Source organism: Vibrio algivorus (genome assembly GCF_030161215.1).
In the GTDB taxonomy this organism is placed as follows: Bacteria; Pseudomonadota; Gammaproteobacteria; order Enterobacterales; family Vibrionaceae; genus Vibrio; species Vibrio algivorus.
In genome coordinates, this window is sequence record NZ_BSPV01000003.1 from 808927 (window position 1) to 832628 (window position 23702).

Annotated in this window: 22 protein-coding genes; 10 read left to right on the plus strand and 12 right to left on the minus strand. The window is 39.7% G+C overall.

Features of this window, described 5'->3' with window-relative positions:
• Window positions 1-10: 10 nt before the first annotated feature.
• From QQJ93_RS05450 to lplA, 3 genes are all read right to left on the minus strand, one after another.
• Window positions 11-502, minus strand: coding sequence for a chalcone isomerase family protein (locus QQJ93_RS05450; RefSeq protein WP_089124466.1), 492 nt, complete (start codon window positions 500-502; stop codon window positions 11-13).
• Between the two features lie 719 nt (window positions 503-1221).
• Window positions 1222-1431, minus strand: coding sequence for a transcription antiterminator/RNA stability regulator CspE (cspE, locus tag QQJ93_RS05455; protein WP_017025742.1), 210 nt, complete (start codon window positions 1429-1431; stop codon window positions 1222-1224).
• A 329-nt stretch (window positions 1432-1760) separates the two neighbouring features.
• Window positions 1761-2777: a lipoate--protein ligase gene (gene lplA, locus QQJ93_RS05460; RefSeq protein ID WP_089124467.1), complete on the minus strand. Its 1017-nt coding sequence runs from the start codon at window positions 2775-2777 to the stop codon at window positions 1761-1763.
• 163 nt (window positions 2778-2940) lie between these two features.
• On the opposite strand from lplA, the gene QQJ93_RS05465 reads away from it, so the two are divergent.
• From QQJ93_RS05465 to speG, 3 genes are all read left to right on the plus strand, one after another.
• Window positions 2941-4281: an alpha/beta fold hydrolase gene (locus QQJ93_RS05465; protein ID WP_089124468.1), complete on the plus strand. Its 1341-nt coding sequence runs from the start codon at window positions 2941-2943 to the stop codon at window positions 4279-4281.
• 38 nt (window positions 4282-4319) lie between these two features.
• Window positions 4320-4835 (plus strand): GNAT family N-acetyltransferase, encoded by a 516-nt coding sequence (locus QQJ93_RS05470; RefSeq protein WP_089124469.1) that lies wholly within the window; start codon window positions 4320-4322, stop codon window positions 4833-4835.
• A 544-nt stretch (window positions 4836-5379) separates the two neighbouring features.
• Complete coding sequence (gene speG, locus QQJ93_RS05475) at window positions 5380-5928, plus strand: spermidine N1-acetyltransferase (protein WP_089124470.1); 549 nt, start codon at window positions 5380-5382, stop codon at window positions 5926-5928.
• 66 nt (window positions 5929-5994) lie between these two features.
• Here speG and QQJ93_RS05480 read toward each other — a convergent pair whose 3' ends face one another.
• The gene (locus QQJ93_RS05480; RefSeq protein ID WP_089124471.1) at window positions 5995-7317 is read right to left on the minus strand and encodes a glycoside hydrolase family 18 protein; all 1323 of its coding nucleotides are present in this window, start codon (window positions 7315-7317) and stop codon (window positions 5995-5997) included.
• Window positions 7318-7879: 562 nt separating this feature from the next.
• On the opposite strand from QQJ93_RS05480, the gene tal reads away from it, so the two are divergent.
• The 4 genes from tal (at window position 7880) to QQJ93_RS05500 (ending at window position 12192) form a co-directional block, all read left to right on the plus strand.
• Window positions 7880-8830 (plus strand): transaldolase, encoded by a 951-nt coding sequence (gene tal, locus QQJ93_RS05485; protein WP_089124472.1) that lies wholly within the window; start codon window positions 7880-7882, stop codon window positions 8828-8830.
• Window positions 8831-8903: 73 nt separating this feature from the next.
• Window positions 8904-9335 carry a universal stress protein gene (locus QQJ93_RS05490; protein ID WP_089124473.1) on the plus strand — a complete coding sequence of 144 codons (432 nt, stop codon included), beginning with the start codon at window positions 8904-8906 and terminating at the stop codon, window positions 9333-9335.
• Between the two features lie 507 nt (window positions 9336-9842).
• Window positions 9843-11330, plus strand: a complete 1488-nt coding sequence (locus tag QQJ93_RS05495) for a SulP family inorganic anion transporter (RefSeq protein ID WP_089124474.1) — start codon at window positions 9843-9845, stop codon at window positions 11328-11330.
• 10 nt (window positions 11331-11340) lie between these two features.
• A complete protein-coding gene (locus QQJ93_RS05500; RefSeq protein ID WP_089124475.1) occupies window positions 11341-12192 on the plus strand; it encodes a universal stress protein in 852 nt (283 codons plus the stop codon).
• Window positions 12193-12579: 387 nt separating this feature from the next.
• Here QQJ93_RS05500 and QQJ93_RS05505 read toward each other — a convergent pair whose 3' ends face one another.
• From QQJ93_RS05505 to QQJ93_RS05530, 6 genes are read right to left on the minus strand one after another with little or no spacing between them, the layout of a single operon-like run.
• Entirely contained in the window at window positions 12580-13245 is a 666-nt protein-coding gene (locus QQJ93_RS05505; protein WP_089124477.1) for an HAD family hydrolase, read from the minus strand.
• Entirely contained in the window at window positions 13220-14266 is a 1047-nt protein-coding gene (locus QQJ93_RS05510) for an ABC transporter ATP-binding protein (RefSeq protein ID WP_089124478.1), read from the minus strand. The genes QQJ93_RS05505 and QQJ93_RS05510 overlap by 26 nt, the downstream gene beginning before the upstream one ends.
• Window positions 14263-15069: an ABC transporter permease gene (locus QQJ93_RS05515; RefSeq protein ID WP_089124479.1), complete on the minus strand. Its 807-nt coding sequence runs from the start codon at window positions 15067-15069 to the stop codon at window positions 14263-14265. Before QQJ93_RS05515 ends, QQJ93_RS05510 begins: the two co-directional genes overlap by 4 nt.
• Window positions 15070-15071: 2 nt before the next feature.
• Complete coding sequence (locus QQJ93_RS05520) at window positions 15072-15980, minus strand: ABC transporter permease (RefSeq protein WP_089124480.1); 909 nt, start codon at window positions 15978-15980, stop codon at window positions 15072-15074.
• On the minus strand, window positions 15977-16783 hold the full coding sequence (locus tag QQJ93_RS05525; RefSeq protein ID WP_089124567.1) for an alkaline phosphatase family protein: 807 nt from the start codon (window positions 16781-16783) through the stop codon (window positions 15977-15979). Before QQJ93_RS05525 ends, QQJ93_RS05520 begins: the two co-directional genes overlap by 4 nt.
• A gap of 11 nt (window positions 16784-16794) precedes the next feature.
• The gene (locus tag QQJ93_RS05530; protein ID WP_089124481.1) at window positions 16795-17877 is read right to left on the minus strand and encodes an ABC transporter substrate-binding protein; all 1083 of its coding nucleotides are present in this window, start codon (window positions 17875-17877) and stop codon (window positions 16795-16797) included.
• A 215-nt stretch (window positions 17878-18092) separates the two neighbouring features.
• Between QQJ93_RS05530 and QQJ93_RS05535 the strand changes: the two genes are divergently transcribed.
• Window positions 18093-18797, plus strand: a complete 705-nt coding sequence (locus QQJ93_RS05535) for a UTRA domain-containing protein (RefSeq protein WP_089124482.1) — start codon at window positions 18093-18095, stop codon at window positions 18795-18797.
• Between the two features lie 197 nt (window positions 18798-18994).
• Entirely contained in the window at window positions 18995-19939 is a 945-nt protein-coding gene (gene ylqF / locus QQJ93_RS05540) for a ribosome biogenesis GTPase YlqF (protein WP_089124483.1), read from the plus strand.
• A 178-nt stretch (window positions 19940-20117) separates the two neighbouring features.
• Here ylqF and QQJ93_RS05545 read toward each other — a convergent pair whose 3' ends face one another.
• The gene (locus tag QQJ93_RS05545) at window positions 20118-20495 is read right to left on the minus strand and encodes a nitrous oxide-stimulated promoter family protein (RefSeq protein ID WP_089124484.1); all 378 of its coding nucleotides are present in this window, start codon (window positions 20493-20495) and stop codon (window positions 20118-20120) included.
• Window positions 20496-20527: 32 nt separating this feature from the next.
• A complete protein-coding gene (locus QQJ93_RS05550) occupies window positions 20528-21529 on the minus strand; it encodes a CobW family GTP-binding protein (RefSeq protein WP_089124485.1) in 1002 nt (333 codons plus the stop codon).
• A gap of 579 nt (window positions 21530-22108) precedes the next feature.
• On the opposite strand from QQJ93_RS05550, the gene clcA reads away from it, so the two are divergent.
• Complete coding sequence (clcA, locus tag QQJ93_RS05555; protein WP_089124486.1) at window positions 22109-23536, plus strand: H(+)/Cl(-) exchange transporter ClcA; 1428 nt, start codon at window positions 22109-22111, stop codon at window positions 23534-23536.
• Window positions 23537-23702 lie beyond the last annotated feature (166 nt).

The window sequence follows — 23702 nt, forward strand, 5'->3', positions numbered from 1 at the left end:
TTGACGATGATTATTGTCCAATGAGTTGCTGACGTACTTTGGGATGGGAGGTTTTTGGTGAAAGCCAGATCGCAATGAATGATTCGGTAAAACTAGCATCGCGGATCACACCAAGCTTTTTACCGTTGTAGAAAAAAGCGGAAGTCTGGTTGTTCTCGACAAGTACACTTAAAGTATCGCCTTGCTTAATATCTGGCCACAAAGACATTAAAGTTTTATCGTATTGACCGACTAAAGAGTCCTTCCCTAGATGTAACCACTGCTCATTGGTCGCCTTAACGATATCTTTCGCTTTAAAATCTCTTAGGTAAGATAATGAAAGTAATACAGGAAAACGTTGAGTACTATAGTCTCCCGATGAACTGTATAACCGAGCATCATAAATATCCCAAAACAAGTATGTCATACGAGCTTCGCCAACAAGCTGTAAATTACTCGCGTTAATTTGCGCGTTACTTACCTGACTTATTGCTAAAAACCCTATAAATAGCCACTTCCACATAACATTATCGCTAGATTAGTTAATCATTTTAATTAATACGTTATTGGATGGCTTTTAGATCAAAAAAGCACACCACTGAATCAGTGCTGTGCTTCATTTCCCTAATGGGAGAGTTGATTCCTAGAGAGAATCTATTTGTTTTTCATTTGAGACTGAGATTGATCACGTTGGTGTTGGAACCAAAAACGTTTTCTACCGTTTGAACGAATCATAGTTATTTTCCTTCTTAATTATATCCAAGCAACCTTAAGACGCAGCATTTAGAAATAGCATCTTGAAATTTCTTAGGTATATATCTATTACATCACTGAAATTACTCAATTATTTAGAGAAAAACCGTGATGCTAATCGAATACTCAAAGATGAGTACATAAGCCGGTATTAACCTATTTATTTTGACGTTAAGTTCGAGTTTCATTTTAGGAAATATCGATAAAACGACTTTTCGAAGACACTTTCTTTTATTGAAAGTACGGTGAACAGAATTACAACGGGACTTGATGCTAAAGCAGAGGGTCGAGTATTAATTTTTCACACTTCAAACAATGAAGTTTATAAATGGGTTATTTGGGCTTGCCTTGCCAGCTTGTTAAGTAATGTGCTTCGTCTGGCTTTTTATTTTTATGTTACTTCTTATAAAAACAAACGCTGACTACTAAAGCCAGCGTTTATTATATCTTCCAGTATTAGAGATAAACTCTATACTAAAAAATCAATTATTAAGCAGGAACAACGTTCGCAGCTTGAAGACCTTTTTGGCCTTGCTCTACTTCAAAAGACACTTTTTGGCCTTCAGCAAGAGTTTTGAAACCTTCAGAAGCGATAGCACGGAAATGTACGAATACGTCAGCGCCGCCGTTGTCTTGAGTAATGAAGCCGAAACCTTTTTCTTCGTTAAACCATTTAACGATACCAGTTGTTTTAGACATATTATGTCCCTTATCTTGTGTGCAATAAATGCAGTTCATAAATGATGTCGCTAAATGCGACGGGTGCTGCGTTGAACGATTTAATGGTTTATTAAGCGAAGGGAAAATCTAATAACAAAGACAAAAACGAAGCTGTATTTGAGGATTCTACTTTTACTAAATTGTTTCATCAATCACTCTTATCAACAGAGCGAGGTAGATATTACAGGGTTTGAGAGAGATGTACACCTATTTCGTACATATTATTGAAAATAAATCTTGTTTGTGTTTTTTATCACATATTTAGTAGGCTGAGTTTATATCAAAACTCAGCCTACTCTATGACAAACTTAAGCAAGCTGAACTAACAACCACTCTTTTACTTGTGCTAACTCTTCAACATTCTTTGGATACTGGGTTGATACCTCATCCAAAGCGGCCGTTATCCCTTCTGCATTATAAAGCTGCCCGATCAAAGACTTTTGCAATGCTTCAAGTGGTGCAGGTTCTAGACTGTCAGTAAACACTTGCGCTTCTGCAATGTGTGCTTTTTTAACGTTAAAATGTAGCTCTACTCCACCCCATTTGAAACGTTCATCAATATGATGACTAAATTCAGGAGTGTTTCCAAAATTCCAATGCCAATCTTGTTGCTTAGTAAAGGTCGCTTCAAAGTTAGGGAGCTCAGGCATCGATTCTTCGGAGATAAACTCTGGCTCTACTGTCTCGCCGTAGTAATCAAAAAATGCTTGTTTGATCGCATCACATAAACTGTCGTGGGTTAAAGTATCATCGAGTTGGTTAAGATTAATTACACGAGAGCGTACCGAAGTAATTCCTTTCGCTTGTAGCTTTTTCGGATCTGGATTGAGGTAATCGGCTAAGCGACTCATATCCGCATTTAATAAAATCGTACCATGATGAAAACCTCGGTCCATTGTTTCTCTATAAGCTGAACCTGAGAACTTACGTTCACCTTCTTCGGTTTCAACAACAAGATCATTACGACCTGTTGCTTTGCCTTCTATGCCTAATGCTTTTAATGCATCTAATACAATTTGAGTAGATACGGTTTTATCATAACCCGGCTTACCTGCCATAAAAGTAAAGTTACTGTTACCAAGATCATGAAATACAGCCCCACCACCACTTTGTCGACGAGCTAGAGTAATGCCGTCTCTTTCCATGCGTTGAGTATTACATTCTTTCCAAGGATTCTGCGCTCGACCAATCACCACGGTATTGTCGTTACGCCACAGAAATAGCACCTTTTGATCGGCACTCATCGAACGGAAAATGGTATCTTCTACCGCTAAGTTAAATAGAGGATTTGTTGAAGTAGAAAATAGTAAACGAAGTGATGACATAAAAACTCTCAGTAGTAATGCATTAATAACTAAATATTAACCTGAATGAAAAGCATCTGTCCTTAACCAAGATGTAAAATTTTACTTTTCCAATAGCTTTCGATTAACTCATTTCACGCTTGGTGATAAGCTCAATCAATTTATTGAATTAAGGAGAATTCTAGTGCCTGTTCCTCATAAGCTTACTTCATCATTTGTTGATAATGGAATACTTTATCAAGCACATCAATTTCAAGTTCCGCTCAAGCATGATGATAAGCAAAGCCAGACTATTACCGTCTACGCTCGCGAGTTAGTTAGCTTAGATAGACAAACGCAAAATCTACCTTGGTTAGTTTATTTTCAAGGGGGGCCTGGCTTTCCTTCACCTAGAGCCGATGGACAATCAGGCTGGTTAAAAGCCGCACTCCAGCACTATCGCGTATTGTTACTCGATCAACGAGGTACAGGACTAAGCTCCCCGATTACTCACCAAACCCTAGAGAGTATGAGTAGCGATGAACAAGCAAACTACCTCTGTCATTTCAGGGCTGACAGTATCGTGAAAGATGCAGAAGCTATACGTAAACACTTCAATGTAGAAAAGTGGGCTATTCTTGGACAAAGCTTTGGCGGTTTTTGTTCATTAACTTATCTATCGCTTTATCCTAATAGTTTATTGAAATCTTATATCACTGGCGGCGTTCCCTCTTTAACTCGCCATGCCGATGAGGTTTACCAAGCAACCTACCAACGAGTAAAACAAAAAAACAACACCTTTTTCCGCCAATTCCCACAAGCACAAACTTTATGTCAACGCATCGCAGATTACTTACTCAATCACGAAACCTACTTACCTAACGGGCAGCTATTTACGGTAGAGCAGTTTCAAATGATCGGTATTAATCTAGGTCGAGGACATGCCGCGCTTCCTATGTATTACTTGCTTGAAAGTGCTTTTATCACCGTCGATAAGAAAGAAACTTTAAGCTATGCATTTTTGAATGCCATGCTAGCGGAACAGGCTTACCAGACTAACCCTATCTATGCCATTTTACATGAATCGATTTATTGCCAACCTTTTGCTAAAAATGATTCAGGAAAAACAGAATCGACTTGGTCGGCACATCGTGTTCGAGAAATGTACCCTGAATTCAATTATCAAACTGGAAAACCTTTCTTCTTTACTGGAGAGATGGTGTACCCGTGGATGTTTGAACAAATGCAATGTTTAAAACCATTAAAAGAAGCGGCAAACAAACTAGCTGAAAAACAAAATTGGCCAGCGCTTTACAACTTAGAACAGCTAAAAAATAATACGGTTCCCATTGCTTGCGCTGTTTATGTTGAAGATATGTATGTCGAATTCGATTATTCACGCGAAACATTAGCGAATATATCTAACAGTCAAGCATGGATGACCAATGAATATGAACACAATGGTATTGGTGTCGACGGTGAAAAGATCTTTAACCAACTTGATGAGATGCTAAATCAAATTAGCCAACTACCAAACCATCAATAATCGAGCACCCCATCCTAGTTTGTTATAAGGAAATAACGATGAAAACCAAAGTTTTAATAGATATCACCTCGCATTTACCAGCTCTAATTACGCTATTGCAAGATTGCGTTGCGAGCGGTGCATCTGTTGGTTTTTTGCCTCCTGTAGAATCTCAAACGGCGCAAAAATATTGGCAAGATGTGGCAACTAGTCTCACAGCAAAACCTACTACTCGATTATTAATCGCCGCATTTGAAGACGAGCAATTAGTTGGCTGCGTACAGTTGTCTCTGGCTAATAAATCAAACGCTAAACATCGAGCAGAAGTTGAAAAGTTAATGGTGCACACGAATTATAGAGGTAATGGAATCAGCAAGGCTTTGCTATCACACCTAGAAGAAGAAGCCTTGGTAGCTGGTCGTCGATTATTAATCCTCGATACCCGAGTTGGTGATATTGCCTCTGAATTATACAAACGCATGAATTATACCGAAGCAGGATATATCCCTGATTTTGCTTTAAGTGCCACCGGCGAATTAGATGGCACTACATTTTTCTATAAGATGCTGTCTTAAACCCAAGTAACTTCAAGATGCGAGTTTCAGCAAGAATAAAACAAGCTTTAGGCAAGGCAAATTGAATATGATCATAGTTATTCTATCTCTGTTCAATTTAACGCAGCATAAAGCTTATTTTAACTTTCCCTTCGGGAGCTTCATCCAAATCTCTTCTTTTTTATAAGAGATAGGCTGCGTCAGATTGGTTTGAAAGGTGTCTACATTCCTTCGCCAATCTTCCTTGCCTAAAGGTTTGGAGGATAGCTCTGAATCCTGCATCTTGAAGTCACTTGGGTATAAACCACATAAAAAACAAGAGAACATCATAACTATAATATTTTCAACAACTAATAGCTCATCATTAATGTATCACAGGCATCGGTGTTGAGTTATTACTACTCTATTTACACTGTAAAATCATTTGTGACGCCGTCACAATGTCAAGCAATAATTCTTATCAATAACTGCAATATTTCTCGTTCTTCAAAGTAATTTGAATCCTTTATACTCAAGCCAACCTACTTATTGGGTTCTATTACCATTGAATATTAAAGAGTTTATTATGCCGGACACTATCCGTATTCGCGCTTTAGAAAAAGACGACCTTAGGTTTATTCATAGTCTTAACAATAACCGCAGTGTGATGTCATATTGGTTTGAAGAACCTTATGAATCCTTCATGGAGTTAGAAAGCCTTTATGTTAAGCATATCCATGATTTGAATGAACGACGCTTTATTGCTGAGAATGGCGATCGCGAACATGTTGGCTTAGTCGAATTAGTTGAAATCAACTATATCCACCGAACGGCTGAGTTTCAGATCATCATTGCCCCTCACTTTCAAGGCAAAGGCTATGCACGAGCAATCATTGACCGCGCTGTCAATTACGCTTTTAAAATATTGAATATTAACAAGCTATACTTGCAGGTTTCAGATGAAAATGAGAAAGCTGTTTACTTGTACGAAAGCTTTGGTTTTAAGCGTGAAGGGTTATTGATTGAGGAGTTCTTCATGAATGGTCAATATAGAAATGCCATCCGCATGTACATGTTGCAGAGAGATTACATTAACTTACAGCATGAACCTAGTGCGATTAATGCCACTGAATAAATAAAATTAGCGCCACCCAATTATCGCTTTTTGGATGGCGCTTATACCCAAGCAACTATTTTTCTATTATTGATTCATTCCATCAGCCATCGCATTAACTAAAGCATGGTCTTTCGTATCGCCCGATAAATCCCATGAAAAAATTCCTGCTAAGTTATTAGCTTTAGCCCATGCAGCCTTAGCTTTTATCGATTCAGGGTTATCATAACTAATGAAAACTTTTCTTTCTGGGTTCCATAAATATGGTGCTTGAGCCGCTTTATCATAACCTTGTTCGTACCCTTGTTCGCTGGTGTAATTCTTCATCAGATCCCAATACATGAAAAACCCAGGCTCCGTTGTACCAAACGTTGCCCCTTTCTCTGAGGTTAATGTTGCACTAGGTAGCTTACCGTTAAAGTTCTTAGTACCTTCCCAGCCACGTCCAAAGAATGTCGCACCAATCACTAATTTTTCAGGGGGAATACCTTGATCGATCATTTGTTTGATAAAAACATCAGCCCCCATACCCCACCAGCTACGTTCAGTCGCATGTAGATTGGTTAAATGGCCAGTTTGTTGGCCCCAGCCGCCAAGAAAATCATAAGTCATAGCGAACATGTTCGTCAGATATTGCTCTGCGTTCTGAAAATCTATTTGGGTTGTTTTGGGACCAACACCAACTGCCATTGATAGTTCATACTCACGCTTTGTTTTTTCTTCTAACTTATCAAGATCCGCCCGAATAGTTTTTACTAAATAAGTAAAGGCTTCTTTTTCTAATTCTTTTTGCTCATCGCTTAATTTGGTGTCTGGATTCCATGGGGAAGTCGTTAAACCACCGCCCCCTGGATACTCCCAGTCTAAATCGATACCATCAAAAAAATCATATTGAGCAATAAGCTCTACGGCTGTTCGTGCAAATTGATCCATGGCTTTTTTATCCTTAGCCATCTCGTGAAAGGGTTCTGACATTGTCCAACCGCCAAAGGACGGAAGAATCTTCAAACTTGGGTGGTTAGCTTTCAGTTGTGCTAATTGAGAAAAATGGCCTTTGTAATCCACATCGACAGATACATTCCCGAAATCATGTTCAAGTGCAGCTTCTTCATCGACAATAATTGCCGTATAGGGTTCTTTTCCTTCACATTGCTGAGCGACTTGAGCTTGAACAGCTTCACCTGCACCAGTGTGTGGCCCACACATAGATAAGAATGCATAAATAATATGTGTCAATTTGTCCGCAGGAATATCTTGTACAGAGTATGGATTAATATCACTTTTATAAAACCAATCAGCAAAATAGCCAGCAACAACTGGTGTATTAACCGGCTTTTGTGCAGCAGAAGCAGCGGTGAAATTCACACAAAGAATTGAACCTATCAATGTTGATAATACTAACTTTTTCATTTCTATCTCCCAATAACTCACGATCAGTCAAAATGCACGCTTGTTCAAATGCACCTTAAGCACATGATTAGGCAACCCCAATAAATTATGCTCTTGAGTTAACTTAATCTTAATTATTAAGTTCGTAGAACCAAATATTTCAATTTATGACCTATAGTTATTTTTAGAAGAAAATTAATGTACATCGTCATGTTTGTTGCATATTTTTTCAAATTAACACGCAAAAATAGTAATGATTAAATGCAATCGTTTGGCTAAAAAGACGCTATTTTGAAAAGAGATAAGATCTAAAGTTAGCAATCGTTTCCTTAAAATAAAGTGAGATCTAGGCATCTTTTTTCACTCACTTAGTTTGACTTAGACTCGTTATATTTCGACTATGAATACCTATACCCAAGTGACTTCAAGATGCAGAATTCTGAGCTATCATCCAAACCTTTAGGCAAGGAAGATTGGCAAAGGAATGTAGGCACCTTTCAAACTTTAGCTTGCCACCTTGATGTCGCTTAGCTGAGTTATTTTTCTTCTGTTATTTCATTTCAATTATTAGATAGGGTTATACATGAGTAGTAAATTAGAACAGCTTCGTGAACTCACTACCGTTGTTGCAGACACTGGTGACATTGATGCCATTGCAAAATACCAACCACAAGATGCCACCACTAACCCATCGTTGATTTTAAAAGCTGCGCAAATTGAAGACTATTCACGCCTAATTGATCAATCTATCGCTTATGCCAAAGCGCAAAGCACCGATATAAACCAACAAGTTCAAGATACTTGTGACATGTTAGCGGTGACTATTGGTCAAGAGATCTTAAAAGTGATTCCAGGACGCATTTCAACTGAAGTAGACGCCCGTCTCTCATACGATACAGAAGGCAGTGTGAATAAGGCTCGCCAGCTAATCAAAATGTACAACGATGCTGGCATTAAAAATGACCGTATTTTAATCAAACTCGCTTCCACTTGGGAAGGCATTCGCGCAGCCGAAATTTTGGAAAGTGAAGGCATCAACTGTAACCTCACTCTACTCTTCTCTTTCGCTCAAGCTCGTGCCTGTGCAGAAGCCGGTGTTTACTTAATTTCACCTTTTGTTGGTCGTATTATGGACTGGCACAAAGCCAAAGAAGGCCGTGATTTTGAAGCAAGTGAAGATCCTGGTGTAAAATCAGTCACTAATATCTACAACTACTACAAGCAACATGGCTACGAAACCGTCGTAATGGGTGCTAGTTTCCGTAATACCGGTGAAATTTTAGAGCTTGCAGGCTGCGATCGCTTAACTATCAGCCCTCAATTGCTGCAAGAACTGGAAGATAGCCAAGGTGAAGTCGTTCAAAAACTGAAACCAGCACAAAGTATTCAAGCTCAACCAAAGAAAATGACACATGCTGAGTTTTTGTGGGAGCACAACCAAGATCCTATGGCCGTTGAAAAACTGGCTGAAGGCATCCGTGCTTTTGCTGTCGACCAAGGTAAACTAGAAGACATGATTAAAGCGAAACTTTAAGCCTACAACCTAGGTTTTACCTTGCTAATATGGTCAGTTAATCACTGGCCATTTTTTGTTTATCGGAGTTCTTATGTATCTATACCCTACTGTTTTGGTCGCCATTAACCCCAATGACTTACATGCCAAGCAACTTGTCATTAAAGCCGCAACTATTGCTAAGCAAAACCAAGCAGAGCTTCACCTTGCTTATGTTGAAAAAGGTATTTTTAATATTCATTACCTCTATCGAGATGAAGGGCTGTTTAACTTTCATCCAGGTAAAGAATTAGACCGCATTCAACAATTACATGAATTAAGCCAATCCAGCCCATATCCAGTAAAGAATATTCACTTTGCTGCGGGAGAAGTCATCAAACACTTAGAAGATTTAATTGATGAAGTTGAAGCCAAACTTGTCATCGTCGGCCATAAAAACAAGCTCACACACTTCTTTGGTGGCATTGAAAAAGATTTATCCGCCGATCTACATTGCGATGTTTTGCAAGTACATTGCTTTGATTAATATTCGAATATCTTAATTCAGGTAAACCTTACGAACTCTGCGGCAATTTTTTATTCCCTAGTTAATAAAACTGTTATATATTCCAAACACTATTTGCAATACATAAGGTAAAGTACTTTGCTTGTTACGCCGCCCTAGACGTACGCCCTCCCAAAAGTCACAACTTTTCGCGTGACACTTTTATGCCGTTTCCACGGTAGGTACTTTGGTATAAATATCAGAGTCACCACTATTACACACAAATAACATCTCAAAAAACTGTACATACTGCCATGCTCGCAGAAAGACTACTCATGTCTGTCTTTTCTCACATGCTGTATTTATACCAACTCCAACAAGCAACTGCTCATCTTAGCTTGTTAAAAAACTCGCTAACAGCGTTATAAAATTTGTATGTAGAATCGCTACTAACGGAAATTTTATGCCTTGTTATCAAGCTTTTTTCTACGCTAATTTAGACCATTTACGTATTGGATTTGGTATTACAAGTACCTAATAAGGATTTCTATGCTTGAAAAAATAAAAGTAGAATGGCTCTCGAACATTCGAGGCGATCTACTGGCTGGTATTGTTGTCGCACTAGCCTTAATTCCCGAAGCCATCGCCTTTTCAATTATTGCCGGTGTTGACCCTAAAGTCGGTTTATATGCCTCTTTTTGTATATCAGTCATTATTGCTATCGTAGGTGGTCGCCCAGGTATGATTTCTGCAGCCACCGGCGCAATGGCACTACTCATGGTCACTTTAGTTAAAGAACATGGGTTGGAATACCTACTAGCAGCAACACTTTTAACAGGTATATTGCAGATTTTTGCTGGCTATTTGAAGCTTGGTAGCTTAATGCGTTTTGTTTCCCGCTCTGTAGTAACCGGTTTTGTAAACGCGTTAGCCATTCTAATCTTTATGGCGCAATTGCCTGAACTCACTAATGTGACATGGCATGTTTATGCAATGACGGCTGCCGGCTTAGCAATTATTTACCTTTTCCCTTACCTACCTTTTGTCGGCAAAACCATTCCCTCTCCTTTAGTTTGTATTGTGGTATTAACCACGATTGCAATCTCTTTTGGAATTGATATTCGTACCGTAGGCGATATGGGGCAACTACCCGATACTTTGCCTATTTTCTTATGGCCTGATGTTCCTCTTAACCTTGATACTCTATTAATTGTTTTACCTTATTCTGTTGGTTTAGCCGTCGTTGGCTTATTAGAGTCTATGATGACCGCCACCATTGTGGATGACTTAACCGACACAAAAAGTAACCGCAATCAAGAATGTAAAGGCCAAGGTATTGCAAACATTGGTGCCGGTTTAATGGGCGGAATGGCTGGTTGTGCAATGATTGGTCAGTCTATGATCAATATAAAATCAGGTGGTCGTGGTCGTCTGTCTACATTTTCTGCTGGGGTGTTTTTGATCATCATGGTGGTTTTCTTAGATGACTGGTTAAAACAAATCCCAATGGCTGCCCTTGTCGCAGTAATGATCATGGTTTCTATCGGTACTTTCTCTTGGAGCTCGATTAAAGATCTCAAGAAGCACCCTCTATCCACCAATATTGTGATGATCGTGACGGTTATTGTGGTTGTAGCCACGCATAATTTAGCCTTGGGGGTACTAGCCGGAGTATTATTAGCGACACTCTTCTTCGCCAACAAAATCGGGCGCTTTATGGTAGTAAAGTCTGACATAACTGACGATGGCGTACGTAAGTATCAAGTCATTGGACAAGTGTTCTTCGCTTCTTCTGAACAATTAACCGAGTCATTTGATTTCAAAGAAGTGGTCGATAAAGTGGTTATAGACCTTACTCATGCTCACTTTTGGGATATTACTTCAGTCTCATCACTCGATAAAATAGTCATCAAGTTCCGTCGTGAAGGTGCTGAAGTGGAAATCATTGGCATGAGTGAAGCAACCGAAACCATTGTCGACAAGTTTGGTGTGCATAACGATCCCAAAGAAGTTGAAAAATTGATGGCTGGTCATTAAGGAGAGAAAGATGAATAAGATTATTACCTGTATTGATGGCTCAACTTATGCAAATTCCGTCTGCCAAAGTGGGATTTGGGCTGCCAATAAACTCGATAAAACGCTACTACTGTTACATGCCATTGAAAAGACGAATCAATCCAGCAGTGAAGATTTAAGTGGTGCCATCGGTCTTGGTGCACGTTCTTCATTATTAAAAGATATGGCATATCTAGATGAACAAAGAAACAAACTCGCGGTAGAAGTTGGCAAAGATATGCTAACTCATGCTTCTCAGGTTGCAGCAGAACAAGGTTGCCAAACAGTAGAACAAACCCAGCGCTACAGCCACATTGTAGAAGCCATTCTTGATCTAGAGTTCGAAGCTAGGCTAATTGTCATTGGTCGTTCTGGTGAAGATCATGATAAAGGGTTTAAAAACCTTGGTTCAAACATTGAAAGAATCATTCGCCAAGCTCACACTCCAATCCTCATTACCAATAAGGAATTTAGCGAGCCTAAAAGTTTTATGCTGGCCTATGATGGACGTGAAACCGCAGATAAAGCCGTTAAACGTATCATTGACGGCGGGTTACTGCATGGCCTTACTTGTCATTTAGTGACAGTAAAAAGCAACCAAAATGATTTAGCAGATAAATTCAAACAAACTGAAAATTTGTTAATCGAAAATGGTTTTGACGTTAAGTCTCAACTTTTAGCAGGCAATGTTTTTGATGCTTTGATGGATTATAAAAGGGACCATGAAATAGACATGTTAGTGATGGGCGCTTTTTCCCACTCAAAGCTTGCGCAAATATTTCTGGGCAGTAATACCCTAAAAATGTTGGAACATACTCATTTGCCATTGTTGATTTTGCGTTAGTGTCACCAGCTGACACAGACAAACTTCCAATATACCCAAGTGATTTCAAGGTGCAGAATTCAGAGCTATCATCCAACCCTTTAGGCAAGGAAGATTGGCGATGGAATGTGAGTACCTTTCAAACCAATCTGACGCAGTATAAAGGTTTGGATGAAGCTCCCGAAGGGCAAGTTAAACAAGCTTTATGCTGCGTTAAATTGAGCAGAGATAGAATCACTATGATCATATTCAATTTGCCTTGCCTAAAGCTTGTTTTATTCTTGCTGAAACTCGCATCTTGAAGTTACTTGGGTATATACCCAAAATAAAGAGTCGTGAATAGGCGACTCTTTATTCCTTAAATTAAACATCATATACCTAGGTGACTTTAAGAGGCAGAATTCAAAGCTATCGCACACTCCACTCTAACACTTGCCAGTTTTCTTGATCAGAATAGGCCTTTAAAGCCGGACACGGATTGACCAAATACGCATAATCGGCAAACTCACATAAGGGTAAATCATTGATCGAATCAGTATAAAAATGAATCTCAGAAAAGCATTCAGGTTGGCTTTCAATCCATTCTTTCAATCTCAGTACTTTACCTTCACGATAACTAGCAATACCTGAAATCTCAGGGGTATAGCAACCTTGCTTAGTCACCAAGTCAATACCTAAAGTATTATCAATCCCAATATGATGCCCGACAACACTAACTAAAAACGACACGCTAGCGGAAATAATCACCATCTGAACTTGTTGTTGCCTAAGCTGTTCAATTAAATCTTTCGATTGAGTAAACTGCTTAACCAAGATTTCTTCCAACACACACTCTTCCACCAGCCTATTCACCTCTTCAACCGGTAAACTCGCTAAAGGAGCAATGGAGAACTCAAGATAATCTTCCATATCCATTTTTCCTTGTGCATACAGCCTCATTAGGCGCTGATCTTGTTCAAGAAAACCTGGTTCTGCAATGATGCCTTTGCGGACTAAAAATGCATTCCACAACATAGCGCAATCGGCATCGATTAAGGTTTCATCCATATCAAAGACATACAAAGGTTGTGTCATTTTGAGCCCCCACAGGTTGAATTTCATTTAGGTTAAATAGCAGCTCAAGTGAACTACCTTCAGGTATCAATCGCTCAGATGAACGGTTCAATAGATCGACCGTCAATTCACACTCTTCCACTGCCACTTGGTAGCGAATAATATTGCCTAGCAACTGATGACTTTTAATCACACCTTGTCGTGGGGAGGAAATATGCTGAGCATACTGACGTCCTTCCTCTTTGACATAAATAGACTCAGGACGAATTGCCACTTTATTTGGTGTATCGAGATCCAACAAGGCTTTAGCACCACTCGAATCAATCAAGTTATAGTGGCCCATGAAACCTGCTACAAACTCATTAGCTGGTTGGGTATAGATTTCTTCTGGCGAACCTGCTTGCACTATCTCACCTTGGTTCATCAAAAAAATTCGGTCAGACATGATCATCGCCTCTTCTTGATCGTGAGTGACAAAAATTGTAGTAAGGTTCATCTCTTTTTGAATATCTCGAATTTGTTGGCGTAAATGCTTACGGATCTTGGCATCCAATGCCGATAACGGCTCATCCAACAATAAAATTCTCGGCTTAACCACCAAAGCGCGTGCTAATGCCACACGTTGACGCTGACCTCCAGATAATTGGTGAGGATACTGTTTCTCTTTACCTTTCAAATCTACCAGTTCAATCACATTGCTCACTAGCTTAGTAACTTCATCGGATAGCACTTTTTTCATTTTTAGCCCAAAAGCGATGTTACTTTCCACTGTCATGTTAGGAAATAAAGCATACGACTGAAACACCATGCCAATGCCACGTTCTTGTGGTGATTGATGAGTAATATTTTCACCATTGACCCAAATTTCACCTTGATCGACAGGATTCAATCCTGCAAGGCTACGCAACAAGGTCGATTTTCCACAGCCACTAGGCCCTAAAAGCGTAATAAACTCACCTTGATCAATCGTAAAATCAACATTTTCAAATACGGTATTATCACCAAATGACTTGGTTAATTGCTTTGTAGTTACATAGCTCATACAGTTGCTCCTCGGCTGAAACGACTTGCCAACCAAGTCAATACAAAAATAAAGATGAAATAGGTAATAACTAATGAAGAAGTAAAGTGACCGCTGGTTTGTCGCATATTGAAGAGATAAATTTGCAGAGTCTCATAACGTGTTCCCACCAAAATATTGGCAAAAACAAACTCACCTAATAAGAAAGAGAAAGACAAGAACAACGACGCCATTAAGCCTTTTTTCAAATTCGGTAAAATAATCAATAAAAATGCTTTTGTGGTACTTGCACCTAGCAAATGCGCAGCGTCCATCAAATCGTGTAAGTGAATCGATTCAAAGCTATTGGCAATTGCCCGATACATAAACGGCACTGCGATGGTGAAATAAGTACCTACTAAAATCCACGGCGTCCCCACTAACGACCAATCACTATCTGCATACAATTGCAACAAGCCCACTGAAGACACCACTGGCGGTACTGCAAACGGAAGCAAAATCATAATGTTCATTACCTTATCGAGCTTAGGAAAGTAATAAAACACCACAAAAATCGCCGGTAAAATCAACACCACACTCAGAAGAAGCGCTGCAATACAAATAAATAACGAACGTCCAAATGCATGAACAAAACGTGGGTCCGTCAATAGCTGAACATACCAATCGAAAGTGAAACCATCAGGCAAAATGGTCGCTCCCCAGCGGGATGAAATAGAATACACTAAGGTCGCTAAAATCGGGATCATCATGACGGTGACAATGCTAAACACCACTGCTTTATGGAATATAATCGTTTTATGAAACCGAGTATTCATATTTTGCATGACTACTTACTTCCTTTTTTCGCTGAATAACTTTTTGAAATTAGCCACTGATTAATCACCGTAATGAAAGCTAAAATACACATTAAAATGACTGAGATGGCAGCCGCTAAGTTCGGCTCTAGGAAGAGATCACCGGACACCAAACTCGCAATGCGAATCGTGATCAGATTGTAGTTACCCGAGGTTAATGCGTAGACGCTGGCGTAAGCCCCCATCGCATTGGCAACTAAAATAATAAAGGTTCCGAGCAGTGCAGGAGATAACACCGGAAGCACAATCCGACACCAATATTGAAAGGTATTAGCGCCAAGCAAAGAAGCGGCCGATTGCCAATCATCATTTAAAGCATCAAATGCGGGATAAAGCAGTAACACCGCGAGTGGAATTTGAAAGTAGATATAAATTGCTAACAATCCCCACTGTCCATACAGGTCAAAATCCCCCAGCAAGCCATATTGTTTAAGCAATAAAGTCACTGCGCCATTGGTACCTAAAATAATAATGAAAGCAAATGACAAAGGCACACCGGCAAAATTACTACTCATGTTGGTAAAAGCGATAACCGCATCACGCAACCTACCACCCACTTTTCTGAGTGAGGATACCAATAAAGCGGCAATCGAAAGTCCAATAAAACTCGACCAGATCGACAACCATAAGCTATTGCCAAACGCTTGCCTCATAAATGCAGAATCCAGAACTTCCAGATAATTATCCAATCCAAAAACTTCATCATAAATAAAGCTATTCACTAATACCCATAACATAGGTGCGAGTTGAAATAAGTAGAAAACCACTGCAAAAGGCATAAGCCAAACGACCGGTTTGGCCTTATTTAACCAAAGACGAACATACTGTTTTGTCGGTTTTGGTTGAGTCACCAGGGTTGAGCGTGAAATAGGAGAATTCATACGGCTAATAATCCTTGCGTCACATCTTTTTCGTGTTGAATACCCAATAACTGACATACGTTGCCACAAATATCCGTTTGCTTAATCCTGCACTCTTGATGGGAAAATGCATCCCCTATCACAACAAATGGAACATCTCTTTCTTCAGGTAAAATACCGCCATGAGATAAATCATTATTCATGCCGTGATCGCTGGTTATGATCAATTGATAACCATCTTGTAACCAGGTATCGATGTAGTGCGACACAATAATGTCGGCATGACGTGCTGAGTTTCTATATTGACGAGAGTCTAGGCCAAACTTATGACCGGTATCATCAATATTCATTGGATGGATCAACAAAAAATCAGGCTGATGAGTTTGTCTTAAATGCTCAGCATCCAAAAACAAAGCTTCATCTGGGTAGTTATCCCAATGATAAAAACAACCATGTTGGATATTGAGGTCCGTATCATGAGTAAATCGATCTCTTATCGGTTCATAAGGTGCACGATTATACAGCTCACTAACCCAGTGATAGGCTGCTGCTGCTGTGGTTTTTCCTTGTGAGGTTGCCAGGCTAAATATCGATTCATGGTGTGAGCGTCGAACGATTTGATTGCTAACAATTCCACTATCGACTGGACGAACCCCAGTTAAAATGCATTCATACAATGGGCGAGACATTGAAGGCAGCTCACTTTGTACGGTATAAAATGTGGCGCGTTGTTGTTCTAGTAGACCATTTAAGTAGCCCATACAATCACGGGCTACTTGGTTATTTAGGCCATCTAAAACAACAAGGATAACCTTATTGTTCATATTCATGAGCCCTACTTCTGGTTAATCAAGACACTTTCCTGCCATTGACGTGGCAACTTACGTGCTGATTTTTCCCATGCTGCAAAATCAGTCACCGGATGAACATTTTTATACTGCTCATTAGGTAATAGCTTGTCTTGCACTGATTTAGGTAAAGTAATATTGCTACGGATTGGGCGCGCATAGCCTTCTGCTAAATTAATTTGCCCTTGGTCACTAAAGATATATTCACGGGCAAGCTTAGCTGCATTGGGATTTTTCGCATATTTGTTGATCAAAGTGGTGTAACCAGAAATGATAGAACCATCTTGAGGAATGCTAACTGTAAAGCGCTCACGGTCAATTTTGTCACGATAGTTTAGGGCATTGAAATCCCATAAAATCGCCACTTCAACTTCCCCTTTCTCTAGGTTCGCAATGCTTGGATCAGTAAATGATAAACGGCCTTGTTTCGCCAGCTCACCGAAAAACTTCAATGCTGGTTTTAAATTACCTTCATCACCACCATTCGCAAACGCCGCTGCCAATACCGCATTGTTAGCTTGCGCCGCCACACCCACATCGCCTACCGTCACTTTATAGTCGCCTTTTAATAGGTCAGCCCAAGTTTTCGGTGCATCTTTTACTAGGTTATTATTTGAGATAAAAGAAATAGTACCGGTATAAGCAAGTGCCCAATGACCGTCTTTATCTTTTGCCCAATCAGGAATCTCATCCCAAGTCGTCGGCTTATAGGGTTGGGTCACGCCCTTTTTCACAGCAACACGCGCAAAAGCAAAACCGACATCACCAATATCCGCTGTAGCATTTTTCTTTTCCGCTTCAAACTTGGCAATTTCTTGCGCTGAACTCATATCTGTATCTTGGTGCTTTAAGCCATACTTCTCGTTCAAATCTTGCCAAGTATCTTTCCAGTTTGCCCAAGTATCCGGCATTCCGACGCTATATACCGCACCTTCTTTCTTTGCTGCAGCAACTAATGAATCAATGTCACTTTCTTTCGCAAATGCAGATGAAGATACCCCCACCGCGATCAATGCAGTCACAACATGTTTTATAGGAAATTGAATTGAACGACTTGTTAAGGTTTTCATGTTTTCCATCCTTCTGGACTAGGTCAGTAAATTCAGCATTTATGCTATGGATGGAAAATGACGATTCTGTGTTAATTTTTTGACAGTTTTAATGACTTTATATGACGGAATCATTTCAGGATGTCTCACCGAAACTTGTCATATTTCTGTTACATTTGGTGATTAAATTTAATAGGAATTACTCATGGACTAGGTCAACAATACAAGTGAACAATATGCCCCGCTTTACGACTCAACTCAGCAAAATCAAGTCGGAATTAAAAAATAAAATTCACTTAGGGCAATTACAACGAGGACAAAAAATCCCATCGGAAAGGGAGTTAAGTACCTTATTTGATACGACCCGAATTACGATAAAAGATGCATTAGTGGCACTAGAAACGGAAGGAGTGATTTACCGTGAAAAGCGCCGTGGTTGGTATGTTTCACCAGAGCGACTAATCTATAACCCACTCTCTCGCTGCCACTTTCATCAAATGGTGAACGACCAGAATCGTACGGCACAAACCAAATTGATAAAGGTACATGAAGAATTTGCCACCGATGATTACACACAAGCGTTAGCCTTAAATCAACCTGAACCAATTCTCATTATTGAGCGTTTGCGTTTCATTGATGGACGCGCCGTTTTGTTTGTTGAAAACGTCTTAAAAGAAAGGTTATTTGAAGGGATTTTAGAAGAGAACCTGACTTCATCGTTAACACTTCTCTATCAAAACAAGTATGGTTATCAAACTTCTAAGTCTCAGTTTGAAGTCATCCCCACCGCAGCCCCACTCCATGTAGCGCATGCCTTAAATCTAGCGGAGGGCCAACCAGTACTCAAAATTCAGCGTATCAATTACAAGCAAGATGGTGAATTGATCGATTGTGAGTTTGAATATTGGCGACCAGATGCGGTTCGGATAAAGATTAGTTAGGGGTAACTTAATGTGGTAATCATGGTTATTACTTAATTTCTCTCCGATATCCATACCTGCTATACTCTGCGCCATTAAAATGCATTTCATTATTTGCTCTCATTTTTGGTGATTTCACTTTTATGTTTGATCCCACCAGAAGTACCCCAAAAGAGCCTGATACGCAAAAAATTCAAAAACAAGGTTAATAAATTCAAATGGTTAATAACGCAATCCAGTGGTTTCCGGGCCATATGCACAAGGCTCGCAAAGAAATCGAAGAAGTCATTCCTAAAATTGATGTCATTATTGAAGTGCTAGATGCGCGTATTCCATTTTCGAGTGAAAACCCTCTAATTTCGCAATTGCGTGGTGATAAACCTTGCGTTAAAGTTCTGAATAAACGCGATTTATCTGATCCAGAACTGACTCAAATGTGGATCGAGCACTTTGAGAAAGAGCAAGGTGTAAAGGCAATGGCGATAACGACCGAAAATCCTCAAGAAGTGTTTAAGATCATGGAGCTGTGTCGTAAGTTAGCTCCACACCGTGAAGCCATTGGCAAAGATATTCGTACTATGATCATGGGCATTCCAAACGTTGGAAAGTCGACAATCATCAATACCCTAGCGGGACGCATGATCGCACAAACTGGTAACCAACCTGCAGTAACTCGTCGCCAGCAACGCATTAACTTGCAAAATGGTATAGTGCTTTCAGACACTCCGGGGATTTTATGGCCTAAGGTAGAAAACCCACACAGTGGTTTCCGTCTAGCAGCAACTGGCGCGGTAAAAGATACTGCAATGGAATACGATGAAGTCGCTTTTTATACCGTTGAGTATTTAGCTAAGCAATATCCTGAGCTACTTAAAGAACGCTACAACATTGACGAACTACCAGAAACTGAAATTGAATTAATGGAAGCAATTGGTCGAAAGCGTGGTGCTTTACGCGCTGGTGGCCGAATTGACCTACACAAAGCTTCTGAAATTCTGTTACATGAGCTTCGTAATGGCACATTAGGAAAAATCACCCTTGAGTTACCAGAGATGATTACTGAGGAATTAATTCAAGTGGAAATTGAAGCCGAACGTAAAAAAGAAATGCAAATTAAGAAAAAAGAAGAACGTCGTAAACGCTACCTGCGTAACAAGCGTTAACATTATATGTAATAGTTCAGACCTGATCTGACAGTTACCCACTTTTTCAGTTGGTGACTGTCAGATTATAACTGCGTTTTAAATGTGGATTGTAGAGCAACTACTTATCAACATTGATGCATTGTTCTCAAGGATTTTTTCTACGCAATCTCTAATCACTTAATTAATTTGATTGGTATTACTTTTGTAATCTCTTAGAACGGTTCGATTGATTGGCGGCAGGTTTTCCTACCGCCTTTTTTCTTTCTTTGTATAAATGTCGAATGGCCAATAGTGGATGAGGTAGTAACATTCTCGGACCAGAGTAACGCATCACTAAGCGCATTTTTTCTTTTTGCTCTGGTTTATAACAATGAATTGGGCATTTATTACATGTTGGTTTGCCTTCACCATACGGACAACGGTCTAAGCGCATTCTGGCATAATCAATCAAATCACAACATTTCTGGCATAAGGAGCCGTCAGCATGATGATGAGCTCGACAATAAATTTCTACCATTGCCGTCACCGTTCTCATTTCAGTACGTAACGCACCTTGTAAAATATCATCTTGCATCGTGCTCAACCTACTTTGACATTTCTATCTGTTTATTTTTCTTCAGCAATAGAAAGCAATACATCTTCTAATTGTTGCCATGGCATTAATTGGCTATCAATAACTTCAATTCGGGACTCAAAGCCATCCAAACTGATTTGATTCACTGACACCACACTATTCGATACATTAAAGGCATAACAACCTTGGTCGGTATTCATTACTGCTTTGACTCGTTCAGCAGTTAAAGCCGATAACATTGAGAAAAGTTGGTCAAAATTAAACGTGAACTCTGCGCCAAATAACCAACCACAGCTGTAATAACCCTGCCCTTTATTCTCTTTACGGACAAATTTTTCACCAGGCTTTAAACCAAACTGAGGGTCTAGATCATCATGATGGTGATGGTGTCCATGCGCGGCTTCACCTTGGTAAGTTGCAATTCTTTCTATATCGAGTAGAGAAAGATCTAACTCCCCTTGAATCGCAGTAACTAAATGCAGCTGTTCAGCGTTCTCACTATGCTTTTGCTTAAATGATTCAAACCAAATCGCCAATTGCGCTAAATCACTTTCAGCAACCTGATCGACTTTATTAGCCATGATAATTTGAGCGGAATCGAGTTGATCATTGAAGTTTTGATTTTCGGTGTATTTATCAAGTGACAAGTGCCTAGGATCCACTAGTGCTATCGTGGCTTTTAAATCCACATACGGCATAAATTGCTCAGATAGTAACTTAGCAATAACTTCTTTAGGGTGACCTAGACCAGTTGGTTCAATAAGTAAGCGATCCGGTTTTGTTCGGAGTAACGCATTAATTCCTACCGACATAGGAACCCCTGCAGTACAACACATGCATCCACCTGGAATTTCTTTAATCATCGCGCCTTGGTCAGTCATCAACGCACCATCAATTCCAACTTCTCCAAACTCATTGACTAAAACTGCCCAATTTTCATCTTTTGGCTTATTTTTAAGTAAATGCAAAATGGTGGTGGTTTTCCCTGATCCCAAAAAACCTGTAATGATGTTAGTTGGCACTCTTTGTGTCATGTCCTGCTCCGTGAACCTTACGGTTAAATTTTTTCGTATTATATCAGGATGCAATAGATAACATCAAAGCAGATAAATAAACGCAAAAAGCGCACCCAGTAGAGTGCGCTTTTCCCCTCGAGACTCAATCGTGAGTATGCGAATCATATAGCGTTATTGAGCTATGATCATTGTCGAGGATTTCAATTGGTATTTAATTTTTACATCCATATTGTTGTGTCATTATCTAAACACATAACCTTCTGTAACCGGTTACGTCGATAGAAGATGATTCCCTCCGTAATGAAATTTCACTCTCTTCTATCTAGTTATAAGAATGGCACAAAAACATCAAATAACAAGGGAGTAAATAGCATCTTCTATCACTCCTTAATTCAGTTCCTCATAACTTGGTCAAATTATTATTATTTTCAATATGTACACTTTTAATGATCTAAGTAAAATAACTTTTCGTAACAATTTGATGTAATACTGTGATTGCATCTTATAATGAGGTGGAACCTTAATTTTCAATGTATCTATTCTTCATCTAAACAGATACTCAACATTTTCTCAGCAATGGTGGAAAAATCTAACCTAATGGCCAATTCAAAATCATTTCGACACTCCCTATCACAATACAAATCTAAAAAGTTTGTTGGTGTCATTCTTACTAGAGATAAGACACCAGTATCTATCTTGTTGCTTTCTGTGGTTGTGGGGCTTTTGGCAGGCTTAGTTGGCTCTTTATTTGAAATTGGCGTTCACTGGGTCTCTGAAACGCGTACTGATTGGCTAAAACAAGAAATGAACTCCTTACTTCCTTTATGGCTTTCAGCCATCTTAGTCAGTGCTGGGTTGGCATTTATCGGTTATTACCTTGTAAGTCGATTTGCACCTGAAGCAGCAGGTTCAGGGATCCCTGAAATTGAAGGGGCAATGGATGATATCCGTCCTGTTCGTTGGTGGAGAGTTCTCCCTGTTAAATTCTTTGGCGGGCTTGGCGCTTTAGGTTCCGGTATGGTGCTGGGCCGTGAAGGTCCAACCGTACAAATGGGCGGTAATATTGGTCGGATGGTTTCTGATATTTTTCGCTTAAAAGATCCAAATGGACAACATTCACTACTCGCTTGTGGTGCAGCAGGTGGTTTGGCTGCGGCGTTTAATGCACCACTAGCTGGGATCATGTTTGTGGTTGAAGAAATGCGTCCTCACTTTAAATACAACCTACTCTCTATTAAAGCGGTTATTATCTCTTCGGTAGTGGCAACCATTGTATTTCGTTCAATTAGTGGTCAAGCAGCAGTTATCACTATGCCGCAGTATATTGCGCCAGACCTCAACACGCTGTGGTTATTTCTCGTCTTAGGTTTAATCTTCGGTATTTTTGGTGTCACTTTCAATCGCTTAGTTACGTGGTCACAAGACATGTTTGTGCTGATTCACCGTAATGATAGAAAACGTTACTTAATCACTGGGACAGTCATCGGTGGAACATTTGGCTTACTGCTACTTTATCTCCCAGAATTAACTGGTGGTGGTATTCAACTGATTCCTGGTGCAACTACTGGTGATTACAGTATCAGCTTACTGCTCATTTTATTCTTTGCTCGTGTTGCGACTACCTTAGTTTGTTTCGGCTCTGGAGCGCCAGGGGGGATTTTCGCACCCATGCTTGCTCTTGGTACTCTTTTTGGTACTTTCTTTGGGCAACTTGCGCTTTACATCGACCCAAGCTTAAACATTGACCCTGGTATGTTTGCTATTGCCGGCATGGGAGCGCTTTTTGCGGCAACCGTACGAGCCCCTATTACTGGTATTTTATTGGTAATAGAAATGACTAATAACTACCATTTGATTTTGCCTTTAATCATCACGACACTAGGTGCCACCATAATGGCTCAGCTGCTTGGTGGACAGCCAATCTACACTCAATTACTTCATAGAACTTTGAAAAAAGATAAGCTTCAACAGGGTGACCTTCCGAAACATACAGAAGACAAAACGGAACCTACTACCAACGTATAAGCGAAATGTCATCATAATACTGCACCATCTTAATCCCTCTCACACAAAATGAATCGCACCAATTTTGATCATAAGGATCGATTTTGGTGCGCTTTGTTTTCGTTTTATCACCACTTCAACCAATAAAACTAACAAAACCGCTCATTAACCATACTTTTAATAATGG